Origin of the sequence: Halomonas sp. KHS3 (assembly GCF_000830495.1) — a bacterium.
Lineage (GTDB): Bacteria > Pseudomonadota > Gammaproteobacteria > Pseudomonadales > Halomonadaceae > Vreelandella > Vreelandella titanicae.
In genome coordinates this window covers 744,990-757,336 of the sequence record NZ_JWHY01000002.1, presented here as the reverse complement: position 1 = coordinate 757,336, position 12,347 = coordinate 744,990, and the positions used below count along the sequence as shown (strand labels likewise).

15 protein-coding genes, 1 pseudogene and 1 riboswitch are annotated in these 12,347 nt (G+C 49.6%); of the genes and pseudogenes, 6 read left to right on the top strand and 10 right to left on the bottom strand.

Features of this window, described 5'->3' with window-relative positions:
- Window positions 1-16: 16 nt before the first annotated feature.
- The 3 genes from RO22_RS05590 to RO22_RS05580 form a co-directional block, all read right to left on the bottom strand.
- On the bottom strand, window positions 17-1,228 hold the full coding sequence (locus RO22_RS05590) for a DcaP family trimeric outer membrane transporter (protein ID WP_041157811.1): 1,212 nt from the start codon (window positions 1,226-1,228) through the stop codon (window positions 17-19).
- Window positions 1,229-1,266: 38 nt separating this feature from the next.
- Entirely contained in the window at window positions 1,267-2,538 is a 1,272-nt protein-coding gene (locus RO22_RS05585; RefSeq protein ID WP_022520605.1) for an Nramp family divalent metal transporter, read from the bottom strand.
- 101 nt (window positions 2,539-2,639) lie between these two features.
- Complete coding sequence (locus RO22_RS05580) at window positions 2,640-3,557, bottom strand: dihydrodipicolinate synthase family protein (protein WP_041157810.1); 918 nt, start codon at window positions 3,555-3,557, stop codon at window positions 2,640-2,642.
- A gap of 269 nt (window positions 3,558-3,826) precedes the next feature.
- On the opposite strand from RO22_RS05580, the gene RO22_RS05575 reads away from it, so the two are divergent.
- Both RO22_RS05575 and RO22_RS24075 read left to right on the top strand, forming a co-directional pair.
- Entirely contained in the window at window positions 3,827-4,831 is a 1,005-nt protein-coding gene (locus RO22_RS05575; RefSeq protein WP_041157809.1) for a LacI family DNA-binding transcriptional regulator, read from the top strand.
- Between the two features lie 298 nt (window positions 4,832-5,129).
- Entirely contained in the window at window positions 5,130-5,318 is a 189-nt protein-coding gene (locus RO22_RS24075; RefSeq protein ID WP_230804532.1) for a manganese efflux pump MntP family protein, read from the top strand.
- Between the two features lie 343 nt (window positions 5,319-5,661).
- Here the strand turns inward: RO22_RS24075 and RO22_RS05570 are convergent, their stop codons facing one another.
- The gene (locus tag RO22_RS05570; protein ID WP_235270483.1) at window positions 5,662-6,354 is read right to left on the bottom strand and encodes a substrate binding domain-containing protein; all 693 of its coding nucleotides are present in this window, start codon (window positions 6,352-6,354) and stop codon (window positions 5,662-5,664) included.
- A gap of 15 nt (window positions 6,355-6,369) precedes the next feature.
- A pseudogene (locus RO22_RS24960) lies at window positions 6,370-6,564 on the bottom strand (LysR family transcriptional regulator); the annotation flags it as partial.
- 89 nt (window positions 6,565-6,653) lie between these two features.
- Between RO22_RS24960 and RO22_RS05565 the strand changes: the two are divergent.
- Window positions 6,654-7,673, top strand: coding sequence for an NADP-dependent oxidoreductase (locus RO22_RS05565; RefSeq protein WP_041157807.1), 1,020 nt, complete (start codon window positions 6,654-6,656; stop codon window positions 7,671-7,673).
- On the opposite strand, the gene RO22_RS05560 is transcribed toward RO22_RS05565, so the two are convergent.
- The gene (locus tag RO22_RS05560; protein WP_041157806.1) at window positions 7,640-8,575 is read right to left on the bottom strand and encodes a LysR family transcriptional regulator; all 936 of its coding nucleotides are present in this window, start codon (window positions 8,573-8,575) and stop codon (window positions 7,640-7,642) included. The two genes, RO22_RS05565 and RO22_RS05560, sit on opposite strands and share 34 nt — an antisense overlap.
- 160 nt (window positions 8,576-8,735) lie before the next feature.
- Between RO22_RS05560 and RO22_RS05555 the strand changes: the two genes are divergently transcribed.
- The 3 genes from RO22_RS05555 to RO22_RS05545 all read left to right on the top strand — a co-directional run bounded on the left by RO22_RS05555 (window position 8,736) and on the right by RO22_RS05545 (window position 9,634).
- Entirely contained in the window at window positions 8,736-8,975 is a 240-nt protein-coding gene (locus RO22_RS05555; protein WP_041157805.1) for a hypothetical protein, read from the top strand.
- A gap of 156 nt (window positions 8,976-9,131) precedes the next feature.
- Window positions 9,132-9,383, top strand: a complete 252-nt coding sequence (locus tag RO22_RS05550) for a type II toxin-antitoxin system Phd/YefM family antitoxin (RefSeq protein ID WP_022520613.1) — start codon at window positions 9,132-9,134, stop codon at window positions 9,381-9,383.
- Window positions 9,380-9,634 carry a Txe/YoeB family addiction module toxin gene (locus RO22_RS05545; RefSeq protein ID WP_022520614.1) on the top strand — a complete coding sequence of 85 codons (255 nt, stop codon included), beginning with the start codon at window positions 9,380-9,382 and terminating at the stop codon, window positions 9,632-9,634. The genes RO22_RS05550 and RO22_RS05545 overlap by 4 nt, the downstream gene beginning before the upstream one ends.
- A gap of 255 nt (window positions 9,635-9,889) precedes the next feature.
- On the opposite strand, the gene RO22_RS05540 is transcribed toward RO22_RS05545, so the two are convergent.
- The 4 genes from RO22_RS05540 to RO22_RS24070 all read right to left on the bottom strand — a co-directional run bounded on the left by RO22_RS05540 (window position 9,890) and on the right by RO22_RS24070 (window position 11,980).
- Entirely contained in the window at window positions 9,890-10,345 is a 456-nt protein-coding gene (locus tag RO22_RS05540; RefSeq protein WP_027959860.1) for a GNAT family N-acetyltransferase, read from the bottom strand.
- Window positions 10,346-10,434: 89 nt separating this feature from the next.
- The gene (locus tag RO22_RS05535; RefSeq protein WP_041157804.1) at window positions 10,435-11,019 is read right to left on the bottom strand and encodes an HD domain-containing protein; all 585 of its coding nucleotides are present in this window, start codon (window positions 11,017-11,019) and stop codon (window positions 10,435-10,437) included.
- Window positions 11,020-11,138: 119 nt separating this feature from the next.
- A complete protein-coding gene (locus RO22_RS05530; RefSeq protein ID WP_041157803.1) occupies window positions 11,139-11,501 on the bottom strand; it encodes a DUF1304 domain-containing protein in 363 nt (120 codons plus the stop codon).
- A 290-nt stretch (window positions 11,502-11,791) separates the two neighbouring features.
- A complete protein-coding gene (locus RO22_RS24070; protein WP_022520619.1) occupies window positions 11,792-11,980 on the bottom strand; it encodes a 2-hydroxymuconate tautomerase in 189 nt (62 codons plus the stop codon).
- Between the two features lie 206 nt (window positions 11,981-12,186).
- Window positions 12,187-12,330, top strand: a riboswitch (TPP riboswitch).
- The last annotated feature ends 17 nt before the right edge of the window (window positions 12,331-12,347 follow it).

Sequence of the window (12,347 nt, the reverse complement as noted above, 5' to 3'; positions counted from 1 at the left end):
AGGCCGAAGCCGCAGGTTAAAACCGATAGATAACACTCCCTTGTAGGCGATCGACACTTCCACTACGGCCATCCACAGTATGCCGTGCAGCATGAGCCAACTCAATTCCGTAGGTTATGTTATGACCAGGGCTCCATTGGTAATTAATATGCACAAGTTCACGCTCTTCATCATAAGCACTTATAAACTCACTTGAGCTACCAGTATTAACAAGAGACACGCCATCGCGCTCGGCATTATCCCAATCTGCATTAACAAGTGAGTATGAAACGTTGAAAGCACCAGGGCCTATATCGTGGCTAATGCCAATCGTTCCCCCCCATGCAAAGATGGTCTCTAGCTCGCTGCCTGCTCGATAAGCTGAGGGTGCCGGGTTTACTTTCATGTAAGCCCCAATCCCCTCACCGCCGGTTATTTGACCACGCAACGTCGTATTTGGCGTAAGAGCGTAATTAGCCGCGACAAAAGCTCCCCACCCGATCTTTGAGTCCTTTGCTGCACCATCGTCAAAGGCCACTTCTCGAATCATGGCAGCTGATGCCCAACGTAATGCACCAGCCAATGATTCGTACCGAAGCGTAATGTCTGGCAAGCCATCTTTACGATCAACATCAGTACCAGCAATGGATCTACCACCGGTTACTGCATCGTAGCCTCCGTCAAAAGAGTTGCCAGACATGGCACCGCTCGGATCCTCAATAGCAACATGAAAATCACCTACTGAATACCGCAGTTGTGCTTGTCGAAGGAATGCATCGCGACCTGCGGGGCCAGTAAAATCAAGCGTAGGAGTAGTGCTTATAAAGGTGTGAAAATTGCTCCACGTTTGTCCTGCCGTAATACCGTTCCATGAGCCATAGGCCTGACGCATTCGGAGATTACCGAAGAAAAAATCGCCTTCGATATTGGTAATCAAGTCACCTTTCTCTGTCGGCGTTGTAGTGCGGATACCCAGGCGTGACTCATTAGCATGCAGATTCGAATGCCCACTTGTGCTTGGTTGGCCATCCACAGCAATTTTAGAGAAGTTCACACTATCGCCCATGCCACTGCTATTTCCAGTCTTAATGTCGCCACTGTCATACATCACATCAAGCTTAGCGTAACCGTATAAAGAAACGTTGGTTCCATTCACATCATAATCAATTGCAAATACAGAAGGAGTAACGAATAGAAAAGAATAGCCTAAGAAAGGAAACACTCTGCACCACAACAAAAACTTATTCATATCTTTATCTCTATATTTGTAATACTTTTATTTTCAACTTAACCCAGGAGCCTAAAGACAAGCTGAGAAGACATTGCGAAAATGGTCACCAACCCCACTAGAGCAAGCGTGGTTTGTAGAGGGCCATTTTTTAGATCCCCCATCACATCTTCACGTCTTGTCAAAAGAAAGAGAATAATTCCCAAAAAAGGTGCTACTAGGACGGTTAAGGCTTGAGCGATAATAATTAGCTCAATGGGAGAACCTTTCGCCACCACAGCAACCGTAGCTCCCCAAGCCAACACCCCGTATACAAGCAGCTTGACTCTCCATCCGGATAAACTGCTGTTCCAGCCCAACGCATCCGCTAATAGCGTTCCTCCCGCAGAAGCGTTTGCCGCCATTGATGAAAAGGCTGCTGCAAAGAACCCAAGGCTGAACAGTACCGCCCCTACCTTTCCTGCCAGCGGCTCCAATACACTAGCCAGCTGTGGAAAAGTCGTTGCTACAGTACCAGTGGAGTGAAGTACCGCTGAGGCTACAATGATGATGAGCATCGCCATAAATGCGGTAGCCACATTCCCCGGAAGAGTATCCATTAACGTAATAGCTCGGTACTGCTGCCTATTCAGCTTTCTTTCATGGATGGCATAGCCAGTATAAAAAGCTGAGTTAATGGAGAAATTTGTACCGATCAAAGCAATTAAAAGAACGCTGGCCTCAGCAGGAAATTTGGGAATAAGACCTTGCGCAGCAGCCGCCCAATCTGGGTCACTCAGTATGGTTGATGCTAAAAAACCTACGGACATAAGCCCAATCAAAGCGACCAACAAGCGCTCCATCGCCTTATAAGTATTCCGCATGGCTATTAATAAGCCGACCGCTACTGTACTAGCGAGCGTCCAGCCTACTACCGAACCTCCTAAAAGCAGGCTTAGCGCTAAACCAGAGCCAACGGCATTGCCTACAGCAAACATCAAAGTGATAGAGAAAACACCGAAGCCAGCCATGACACCAATTGGCCGACCAAGTTTTTGCTTGGTGACTTTGACCACAGAGTCACCAGATGCAAGGCCCAACCGAACAGCCATATCATTAAACACAAACATTAGCACTGCAGACACAAGGATTACCCAAAGCAGCATGTAGCCATATTGGCTGCCTGCCTGCACAGCGGATGTCAGCGCACCGGGTCCGAAACGCCAAGCGCCAGCGACAAATGCAGGCCCCATTAACGCAAGCATTTGTGGCAACGTCAGAGAAAACCGAGATCGATGGTGGTTTGTCGCAGGGGGAAATGGCCCTGAATCATGTTTGGTATTCATACTCATCCTACGCTCCTATTAAATTTGTTATTTAGGATGCATACGGTGATGCCTCATTGGCATCACCGTTCGGGGACGCCCAGCGCCTAAGGAATAGTCAATCTCGGTTAGGCTAACCCGGCTTGTTTCATAGCAGCAGCAATTTCACGATCTGCGCCTTCGGCAAGCGGACGAAGCGGAGAGCGCACAGTAGCGTGATCAAGAATCCCCCGGGCTACTAGGGCCCACTTCAGAGCCACAGTTCCTTCCATATGCGAACCACGGTGATAGACATTCTTGGTGACTGGAAGGAGGCGATCATGTAATTCGCGCGCCTTAGCATAATCCTTGGCTTTTCCAGCTTTGATCAGTTCGATCAAAGGCTCCGGTGCAATACAGCCATAGCCAACTAGCGCACCATCGACATCAAACATGGTGTGAAGTAGGTACTCATCATGACAAGTCAGAATTTGTAGATCCGGATACTCAGCGCGAATGACAGGAATTTCAGTATCCCAGCGCTTCATATTGCGAACACCATTTTTCATCGCAAACACACCAGGTTGAGCCGCAATATCAAGCTGCGTCTGGAGGTTGTAAGTGGCTTTCGTATTGTCCGGATACTGGAAAAGAATCAGCGGTAGCCCACTCTCCTCATGAATGCGGCGATATCGCTCTTGAGGCGCTCCCTCCTGATAACCAAACCTTAGCCAGCCATGAGATGGGTAGACTAGACCAGCAGATGCGCCCGCCTCGACAGCCCGTTTTGCTTCTTCGGCTGCAACATGGTCGCCTTCGCGAGTGATGCCCGCAATAATTGGGATCTCACCTTTTACCGATTCAACAAATGCCTCAATAACACGCCTCTGCTCATCAGAGGTCATGAATGTACCTTCACCAGCGTGGCCAAGAACAACGAGACCTTTAACGCCGTCGATGCCGCCCAACCAAGAGCCAAGCTTCTTGATTGCAGCAAAATCAACCTCGCCATCGCGAGTGAAAGGAGTAACCGGCGCGGGGGTTAAACCTCGGAGATCGAGAGACATGATGATTCCTCTTATATGATTGTGTTATCGTTCCTGGGAACGATTGCAATCGTTTCACCAAATACACCACATCGAAAATTAGACGTTAGTCTACGACTCACAAATGATGTGTGGATACGGAAAGCAAACTAATAGTAAATCAGTGGGGTTAGCGTCATATCGCTTATAAGATCGCTGTAAAACCGATAGAATGGTTCGCCTAAATGCCTGTTTATGCGAGCCAACACAGAGGTTCAGTAATCCACCTCACGTCATGGAATAATATATTCATGCACGGTAAGCCTATAACTATGCAAGACGTTGCCAAAGCCGCGGGCGTCAGCACGTCTACAGTCTCTCGCGTTCTTGATGAGCGCCTTCCGCCTTCCAATAGCCCAGCCGCTCAACGGGTTAAAAAAACGGCGGAAGAACTCGGCTATAAGCGTGACATTCTTGCCTCCAGCTTGAGGCGAGGTGGTACAGGCACTATCGGTGTACTGGTGCCCCGACTGAGCGATACCGTCATGGCTCTTATCTACGAAGCGATCTCTAAAGTTGCTCAAGAACGTCACTATTTCGCTATCGTAGCAACCAGTGGTGACGATCCTGAAAGCGAGCGTCAAGCGGTTGAATTGCTTCTCAATCGACGTGTGGACGGCCTAATTTTGGCTACCAGCCGACTTGATGACCAATTACCATCTCAACTGCGTGACCGGGGAGTTCCGCACTCATTGGTGCTTCGTACCGATGGTAAAAGTCCTTCTGCCTTGGGTGACGATATTCAAGGTGGATACCTTGCTACTCGGCACCTCATCGACCTGGGGCACCGTGACATTGGCCTTGTTGCAGGCCCTAGCTTTACCTCTAGCGCTCGCGACCGACAAAAAGGCTTTCGCAAAGCCATGAGCGAATCAGGGATTCCTGTGCGTGAGCCATGGATTATCGAGTCAGGCTATGGAATCGAAGCTGGCGAGGAAGCAGGGCTGGCTCTGCTCTCACAGAATGAGAAACCAACAGCCATTTTTGCAGTCAACGATAACCTCGCTATTGGCGTGATGGCTGCTGCACATAGACTTGGCATTGAGGTGGGCAGAACGCTTTCATTAGTCGGATATAACGATATCCCTCTTGCCAGTCGTCTACCTGTGCCGCTCACGTCTGTATACATACCTTTTGACTATATTGCACAACAGGCTGTCGACTTACTGCTAAGCGATAAACACTCTGGCTCGCCGATCAATAGAGTGGCTATGCCTAGTTTGATCCCAAGATCATCATCAGTCCGACATATATAAAAAATCATGAGTACGCAGTATTAAGCTATTACTCTGAGAGCCCTCCTAATGCTAATCTAAATTATGGCAGAGGGCTATTCACTAGATACTCATTAGCAAATAGTATACGCCCTACATTTATAAAAATATTTACTTTTTCATTAACTGCTTATCATCAGAGAAGAACTTGATAGAATCCAGCGCTACTCAGCATCCTAACCTTACACTTAAGTAAGTTATTTTACGCACCTAGTTTAATCAAACGAGCTTTCCTACCATAACGTGTATTGCCCTGCATTCCATCACTGGCCTAGACGCCGTGAACATAGACACCAGCCTCGTATTCATTGATGTGAACATCATCACCGCCAGCCTCGCCATTGGCTTAGCCATCACAGTGATGGCCTCCATAGAAGCGCTACTAGACCACAAACTCGGTAAATATGTTGGGCCATTGGGCAAAACTCATTGGCGGCGTAGTGTTGATTGGGATGGCACTCAGTTTTAGTAATGCTGCCGTTTCTTGAGCTGTAGCCAAAGTTGCAATAGGCATTGCAACGACAGTTTTGCTTGGCGTGAGTCAGCCCCCACTGTTTCAGAGTATTTATAGATTCCCTTGGTCAGAAAGTTTTTCCCTCCTATGGATGGAGACTGGCAGGTAACCATCCGTTCGAACTGGCATTTGGTTTTGCGCCAGACCACAGGGCTATTGGCACTGTAGCGGCAAATTCCCAGGGTAGCTGTGCGTGGCTTGGATCGCTGACGCAAAGGAACGGAGAACGACAATCCTGGTGAGCTTTCGGCCAGTAGCCGCCGTCAAAATGGCGCTCACCGAAACGACACAAAGCTGTTCAAAGTCTTTCGATCAACATATCGATAAAGGCGCGTACAGCGGGGTTGGTGCTACGACTCTGTGGCCATAGCGCAACGATATTATGCCGCTCTACGCCGAAGTCGGACAGGATTGGTACCAGTTCCTTTCGCCTAACCCGCGGGGCAGCCATGAAACTTGCAGCCATCCCGATGCCTGCACCCGCGGTCATAGCGGCTATGACGGCTTCGCTTGAATCAACGACAACAGGGGAAGACGGCACTATCTCGATCTCTTTCTCGCCGATCCGGAACGGCCAGCGAAACATTTGTCCCGTGCTTTGGTAGCGCAAATTGATCGTTTCGTGCCCCACCAGTTCATCTGGATGCTCGGGAGCACCATACCTAGCCAGGTAGTCTGGCGAAGCGTAGCAAGAGAGCCTGTAAGGTGAGAGCCGCCTGGACAAAAGTGACGAATCCGCAAGGTCACCGATCCGCACTGCAAGATCAATGCTCTCTTCAACCATACCGACGATGTGGTCGCTCAGCCGCAGGTCGATCGTTACCTTCGGGTAGTGTCTTCGAAAATCCGTAATAGCAGGAGCAATCAGATGCAGACCCAGTGGAAGTGATGTCGCAATTCGTAATGTGCCTGCGGGCTCGGAACGAGCGGACTTCACTACCTGCTCTATCTCTTCTGCTTGGCGCAGCAGCTCTAGCACACGCCCATGCAAGTCGCGGCCCTCGGCCGTGAAAGACAGCGAGCGTGTCGTACGAGTGAAAAGAGAGACGCCGAAGTGACGCTCCAACCGCTGGATGCTTTTGCTTATCGCAGAGGGCGAAACAGACAGCGAGCGCGCCGCAGCGGTGTAGCTGCCTAAGGAGCCGGCGCGTGCAAATGCGATAAGCCCCGTGAGGCGTTCCAATCCGATTTGTTCCTTCATGGAATTATTAAAACGAATCTACGCACCATTATCAATGACAAGGAACTTCCTTACTATTTGCCATGTGACTATTCTTGAGTGAGGTTGTGATGAACGACATGATGAAAGCAGTGCAGCTGCATAGTTTCGGTGGCCCAGAGGTCTTGCTTTACGAAGATACGCCCCGACCCGAAGTACAAACCGGTGAAGTGCTTATCCAAGTTAATGCGGCAAGTCTTAACCCACCAGACCTTTACCTGCGCGACGGCTATCGGGCGCTACCTCCAGAATGGCAGCCTAGCCCACATTTCCCGTTGATATTGGGCACTGATGTGTCAGGGGTCGTTGCTGCCATTGGCGACGAGGTTTCCAAAGTCAGCGTAGGTGACCACGTCTTTGCAATGGTGCGTTTTCCCGAAGACCTGATGACGGGCAGCAGCACCTATGCCGAATATGTCAGCGTTCCTGAAAGCCACCTAGCGTTGAAGCCAAAGGGCATTTCTCATGTCGAGGCAGCAGGTGCCCCAATGTCACTGCTTACTGTCTGGCAGTTTCTGGTTGATCCTGGTAATGACCTACCCAATCCATTCCAGGCATTTCGGCATGTGCCTGTACCGCTCGAAGGCAAGACCGTCTTGATCAATGGAGCTGGCGGTGGCGTGGGGCATATAGCAGTTCAAGTCGCCAAATGGAAAGGGGCGCGTGTAATCGCGGTTGCTTCAGGTAAGCATGAAGAGCTTCTTCGCGAGCTGGGTGCTGACGACTTCATTGATTACACCAAGGCAGCCGCCGAAACGGTCGCTCATGATATGGATCTGGTGCTTGACGCTGTGGGTGGCCCGAACATGGAACGCTTCCTCAGCATTATTAAACCAAGCGGCTCGCTCTTTCTGGTCAACCCCTTGGGCTTTTCTGCCAGGAATGAAGCCGACAAGCTAGGGATTACGGTTTCCTCACTACAGGTGCACTCAAACGGAATGCTGCTGGCACAGGCCAGTCGCTTGCTCGACGACCGTACCATTCGGATCGTGATCGACAGTACCTATTCGTTGGCAGAAGCATCGGCTGCGCACCAGAGAGCTATGCAAGGCGGCGTTCAAGGTAAGGTCGTGCTTGTCGTTAAACAGTAACCGGCCAAGCGTTGTTTCTGAGCGCGAACCACTTCTGTCAGAAAATCCATCAAGGCATGAATCCTCACTACGCCTCGTAGATCCGGGTGCATCAGAAACCACAAGCCGTATTCCAGCTCGGGGATGGGATCAGTGAGCTGGATAATGTCTGGATCTTCGTCCGCCAAATAACAGGGCAGAACACCCAGCCCCATACCGGAGCTAACAGCGCTGAGTATATTGACCAGAGTATCGACACGGTAGACACAGGCCGCTTTCAGCGCGTTGTTGTCCATCCACTGATCCAGTGCTGAGTCCTGCAATCGCGGACCAGCACCAATCCAGGGCTGGCTAGCAAGAACCTTGATGGAAGCCCCCGGTGACAGATTGAAGCTTCGATGTCCGTAGACCGCCTGCCCTATGGCCGTCAGCGGTCGCCCAATCAGATTTTCAGGAGGAGCATTGGACGGGCGGATGGCGACGTCAGCTTCTCTGCGCGTCAGATTGAATAGCTGGTTGGATACGGCGACGTCCAACACGATGCCTGGATATTTATGCTGAAACTGCGTGAACAGAGGAGAGAGCAGCCCCATCAACAAAGAGTCCGTTGTGGTGAGCCAGATTTCCCCTCTCGGCTCCAAGTCGCGCCCAGCGACTTTACGTTCGGCGGCCAAGGCTGCTTCATCCATGATTCTGGCGGTTTCAGCGAGCTCTTCTCCAGCAAGCGTTGGCCGGTAACCGGTTCGGCTTCTTTCAAAAAGAGCAACACCAAGGCGCTGTTCGATATCACCCAGCCGTCGGAAAACCGTAGCATGACTGACGCCCAAGGCGCGTGAGGCACCCGACAGCGAACCTGCAGTTGCGATTGCCAGGACGACCTCAAAGTCGTTCCACGCTAGGTGACTCCTGGTTTTCTGTGTCATGGCAGAAGGTTGCCTGAGATTTTTACCTGTTCGTTTTTGCAAAGTTAATTCTCACTTTCATGGAATACCTTGCAGCTTAGAACAAGATTAGCATGCACCTGAACCCATGAGATAACCCAATCGCCCCCGGAACAGGGACGATATGACGGAGGTCAGGCGCATGATGAACTCAACAAAAGTGCAGAACTTTCACCACCACGGCTCGTTAACCCGCTGCGATAACGATGCCGTGCCAGAAGGAAGTGCCGGCAATTTGCTCAAGGGAAGCATCCCTTCCAGATACCGCGATGGGCGGGGAGGCGTTGATCTTGAGCGTGTGCGGCTGGATCAGCAAGAAGCTCGACGACAGGTAATCCAGGCGATGGTACGACGTATCGAAAAGCTATGGCGTCTGCGTTGAGACAACGCATTAGCAAACAAGCTGCCAACACGCGTAACTTTCCAATGGATTCGAATCCGCAAAGCGGCGGAAAACCGAGCGCTGTGCAGTTGATTGTCAAACCTCACTACGTACTATATCCTGTACATTAACAACATCCTGTACAGGAGCAACCTTATGGATGCTATCAGCTACACAGCCGCTAGAACCAATCTAGCAAAAACCATGGAGCAGGTCTGTGAAGACCATTCACCTATGATCATCACCCGAAGCAAGGCGCAATCCGTGGTAATGATCTCTCTCGAAGACTATGAGGCGCTGCAAGAGACAGCCTATCTTCTGCGCGCACCTAAGAACGCCCGCCGTTTGCTGGAATCCGTTGCCGAATTGGAACAAGGTGGTGGTCAGGAGAAGGAACTTCTTGAATGAAACTAATCTTCTCCGAGAGCGCCTGGGAAGACTATCTGTACTGGCAGAAAACCGACAAGAAGATTCTTAACCGAATTAACAAGTTAATCAAAGAGACCAAACGAGAGCCATTTGAAGGGGTCGGCAAACCAGAGCCTCTCAAACACAGTCTCGCCGGTTATTGGTCTCGGCGAATCAACGAAGAACACCGAATGGTTTACAAAGTCACGGATGACGCTTTGCTAATTGCCCAACTCCGATATCACTACTGATTTAACGCAGCATTAAGGTGTAAGCAACGCTGCCACCTAACCTAAAACATTGTGCCGTAAAAACGACACCCAGCCTTGAGCTGAAAATGCCAAGCGTTGCGATTCACTCTTAAACGCTTTGTTATGACGCTGAGCTTTGAGTCAGTTAATTTAATCGTGTGCCATAACGTTTTGTTAAGGGGTGGGCTTTAGCCCGTCCCAGCGAGCACAGCGAACGGTTTGAACCACTTGTTGGATGGTGCCAATATGACCTCACTATTTATTAGGGAAGTATTCAAGTATCTCATCTTCCGCATCATCAAATAGGCCAGTTGAACGCCAGCCTAGGTGTCGATAAAAGCCATATGAACGAGCTTTCGCATCGGATGAACACCCGAGGAAAAGTCGTTCAAACCCGAAAGAGTTGAAAGACTCAATCATTTTATTCAATAGTGCTTTGCCAACACCTTTACTTTCATATTCTGGCAATAGTGCCAAAACAACAATTTCTCCGGTTTCGCTATCACCGAAGCAATAGCCAATAATCTTTCCTTCACTAACACCAACGTAACCAGGTAAGGAGCCATCGCTAATTCCTGCTTTCCAGCTCTCTAAAGTAATACCGAGTTCTTCCAATTGTTCGACAGAGAAAGCGTTTTCTCTCGTCTTTCCTCTCAAGGCAATGCATTCGGCCGCATCGTCAGGTGTTGCCATCCTGTATGCAACTTTCATTAGGAGCTCCATTTTAGTGCTTGGTTGTAGATCTAACGCCGTTCAGCACGCGCGGCTACGAAATGAAGGCGTCGCCGTGACTGACCTGGTTAGGAGTTCTTTAGCCAGCCTTGATCCACGGCGTACTCAACCTTTGAAATAAACCAGTCGTATATTTCTGGGTTTTCCTGCTCTATGAACCCATGCATTTTCAGCACTTGGCTCTTCCGTATGCCATGGTCTCTCCAGGCACGACCCTCGCTCGTTACATTGTGCAGAAAGGGTAATAGACGGTCGATGACTTTCAGAAGCCTTGCTTCCTTAGTTTCCCCAGTCTCTTGCTCTTCCCAGAGCTCTGGAAGAGCTCCGATTGGGTTACCGGGATGAGAAGCCAGTTTCTCGATATATTTACGCTCTTCAATGTGGGCATCATTGCGGTTTGCGCTATAGAGAAATGTATCTCCTGCACCAATCTCACCAAGATCATGCACCAGGGCCAGTTTGAGTAATTTTAAGAGGTCAAAGTCTTCCTGTGACTGCTCCGCAAAAGCCCAGCAAGCCATCGCTAGGTGCCACGAATGTTCTGCTGAGTTCTCAGCTCGCTCTCCACCGTTGATGTAGGTTTTGCGGTTTACCGATTTTAACGCATCAAACTGAAGTAAAAATTCCGATATCTGAGTGACTTTTTTGGTCACGTACTCCTCCTAACTCCAAGCACAGCGGCGACCTTGGAATGGTGACGAAGGAGCCATGTAAAGGGTATCCGGCGGTCGCAGGCCGCGTACTGATGCGAATTGTTATGGCGAACCTGCACTTAATGATTAGCGAAAAGAACTAAAAGCAAGCCAATTGCGCCTGGCAATGCCTGCACAAATAGAATTTTCCGGCTTGCTGTTGCTGCACCGTAGATTCCGGCCACAACAACGCACGCCAAGAAATATAACTTGAAATCGTATCCTGCCGCACCTTGAAAGATACCAACCAAAAGACCGACTGCAATAAAACCGTTATAAAGACCTTGATTCGATGCCAAAACTTTTGTCGTTGCGGCTTGCTCTTTGGAATGACCAAAGACTTTAAGGCCCATCGGCTTATCCCAAAGAAACATCTCCAATATCAAGAAATATCCGTGGAGCAAAGCTACCAATAACACTACCAAATCAGTAATCATTGCCATGTGCACTTACCTACTTTTGAGACATAATTGAGCTTATGTAGCCACCAAAATTAACTCTACCCCATTGATTCTTCAGGTAGCAAAGAAAATTTCGGCAGTACACCCAAGATTCGGGTGCTTGCGTGTTTTGCTCAACTCGATAACGCTGTATATATAAGCACACATTTTGTAGGGAGCGGCCCCTATGAAACTGATGGAGCGGGTGAAGGCTACCCTCAGAATCAAACGCTATACGGATTCAATATCTCGACTTGCCCCACTGATCACCATTGTCCATTCGGGAAAGCTGCTCAGGAACGATCAGAATGTAGCTTCCCACCTTTGGCCCAATGCTCATCATCAAAATTTTGAAGGAAGATTGTTACTGCCTCAGGGCTGGTTCCATATGCTTCTGAAAATGCTTCGGTTATACGCTTAACTAAGAGCTCACGTTGCTCTTTAGTCCTGCCTGGAGACTGCTGAACGGTTACGATTGGCATATAGATCTCCTAATAAAATCAAAGATATATATAGGTTTAAATGAGGCACCCTGAGCAACCTTATTCAACCTGACGGCTCTTCCACTGAAGTTCTATCAACTATATTTTGACTCTACTCCACTCTTTCACAACCAAGCAAAGCCTAATTCGGCAGTATCAACCTTCCCCTTGCATTTCCCCCACCCGCCTCCTGCACTCCACCAACAAAAAGCTTGACGGGGTGCCAGTGATATCAGGCTGGGATCGCGCAAGGTGAGCATTTTGCTGCCAAGCGCTGATCCCGCTAAACCTGATCCGGCTAATGCACTGCCTGTGCAGACACCGGAGTAGGGGGTTAAATATCACAGTCAACGCATTCTTATATCTT

What these genes read in the sequence shown, in the direction of transcription:
- RO22_RS05555 (WP_041157805.1), top strand. Translation starts at nt 8,736, where the DNA reads ATGATGAACTCAACAAAAGTGCAGAACTTTCACCACCACGGCTCGTTA.
- RO22_RS05585 (WP_022520605.1), bottom strand. Translation starts at nt 2,538, where the DNA reads ATGAGTATGAATACCAAACATGATTCAGGGCCATTTCCCCCTGCGACA.
- RO22_RS24070 (WP_022520619.1), bottom strand. Translation starts at nt 11,980, where the DNA reads ATGCCAATCGTAACCGTTCAGCAGTCTCCAGGCAGGACTAAAGAGCAA.
- RO22_RS05530 (WP_041157803.1), bottom strand. Translation starts at nt 11,501, where the DNA reads ATGGCAATGATTACTGATTTGGTAGTGTTATTGGTAGCTTTGCTCCAC.
- RO22_RS05580 (WP_041157810.1), bottom strand. Translation starts at nt 3,557, where the DNA reads ATGTCTCTCGATCTCCGAGGTTTAACCCCCGCGCCGGTTACTCCTTTC.
- RO22_RS05545 (WP_022520614.1), top strand. Translation starts at nt 9,380, where the DNA reads ATGAAACTAATCTTCTCCGAGAGCGCCTGGGAAGACTATCTGTACTGG.
- RO22_RS05560 (WP_041157806.1), bottom strand. Translation starts at nt 8,575, where the DNA reads ATGACACAGAAAACCAGGAGTCACCTAGCGTGGAACGACTTTGAGGTC.
- RO22_RS05550 (WP_022520613.1), top strand. Translation starts at nt 9,132, where the DNA reads ATGGATGCTATCAGCTACACAGCCGCTAGAACCAATCTAGCAAAAACC.
- RO22_RS05540 (WP_027959860.1), bottom strand. Translation starts at nt 10,345, where the DNA reads ATGAAAGTTGCATACAGGATGGCAACACCTGACGATGCGGCCGAATGC.
- RO22_RS05575 (WP_041157809.1), top strand. Translation starts at nt 3,827, where the DNA reads ATGCACGGTAAGCCTATAACTATGCAAGACGTTGCCAAAGCCGCGGGC.
- RO22_RS05565 (WP_041157807.1), top strand. Translation starts at nt 6,654, where the DNA reads ATGAACGACATGATGAAAGCAGTGCAGCTGCATAGTTTCGGTGGCCCA.
- RO22_RS05590 (WP_041157811.1), bottom strand. Translation starts at nt 1,228, where the DNA reads ATGAATAAGTTTTTGTTGTGGTGCAGAGTGTTTCCTTTCTTAGGCTAT.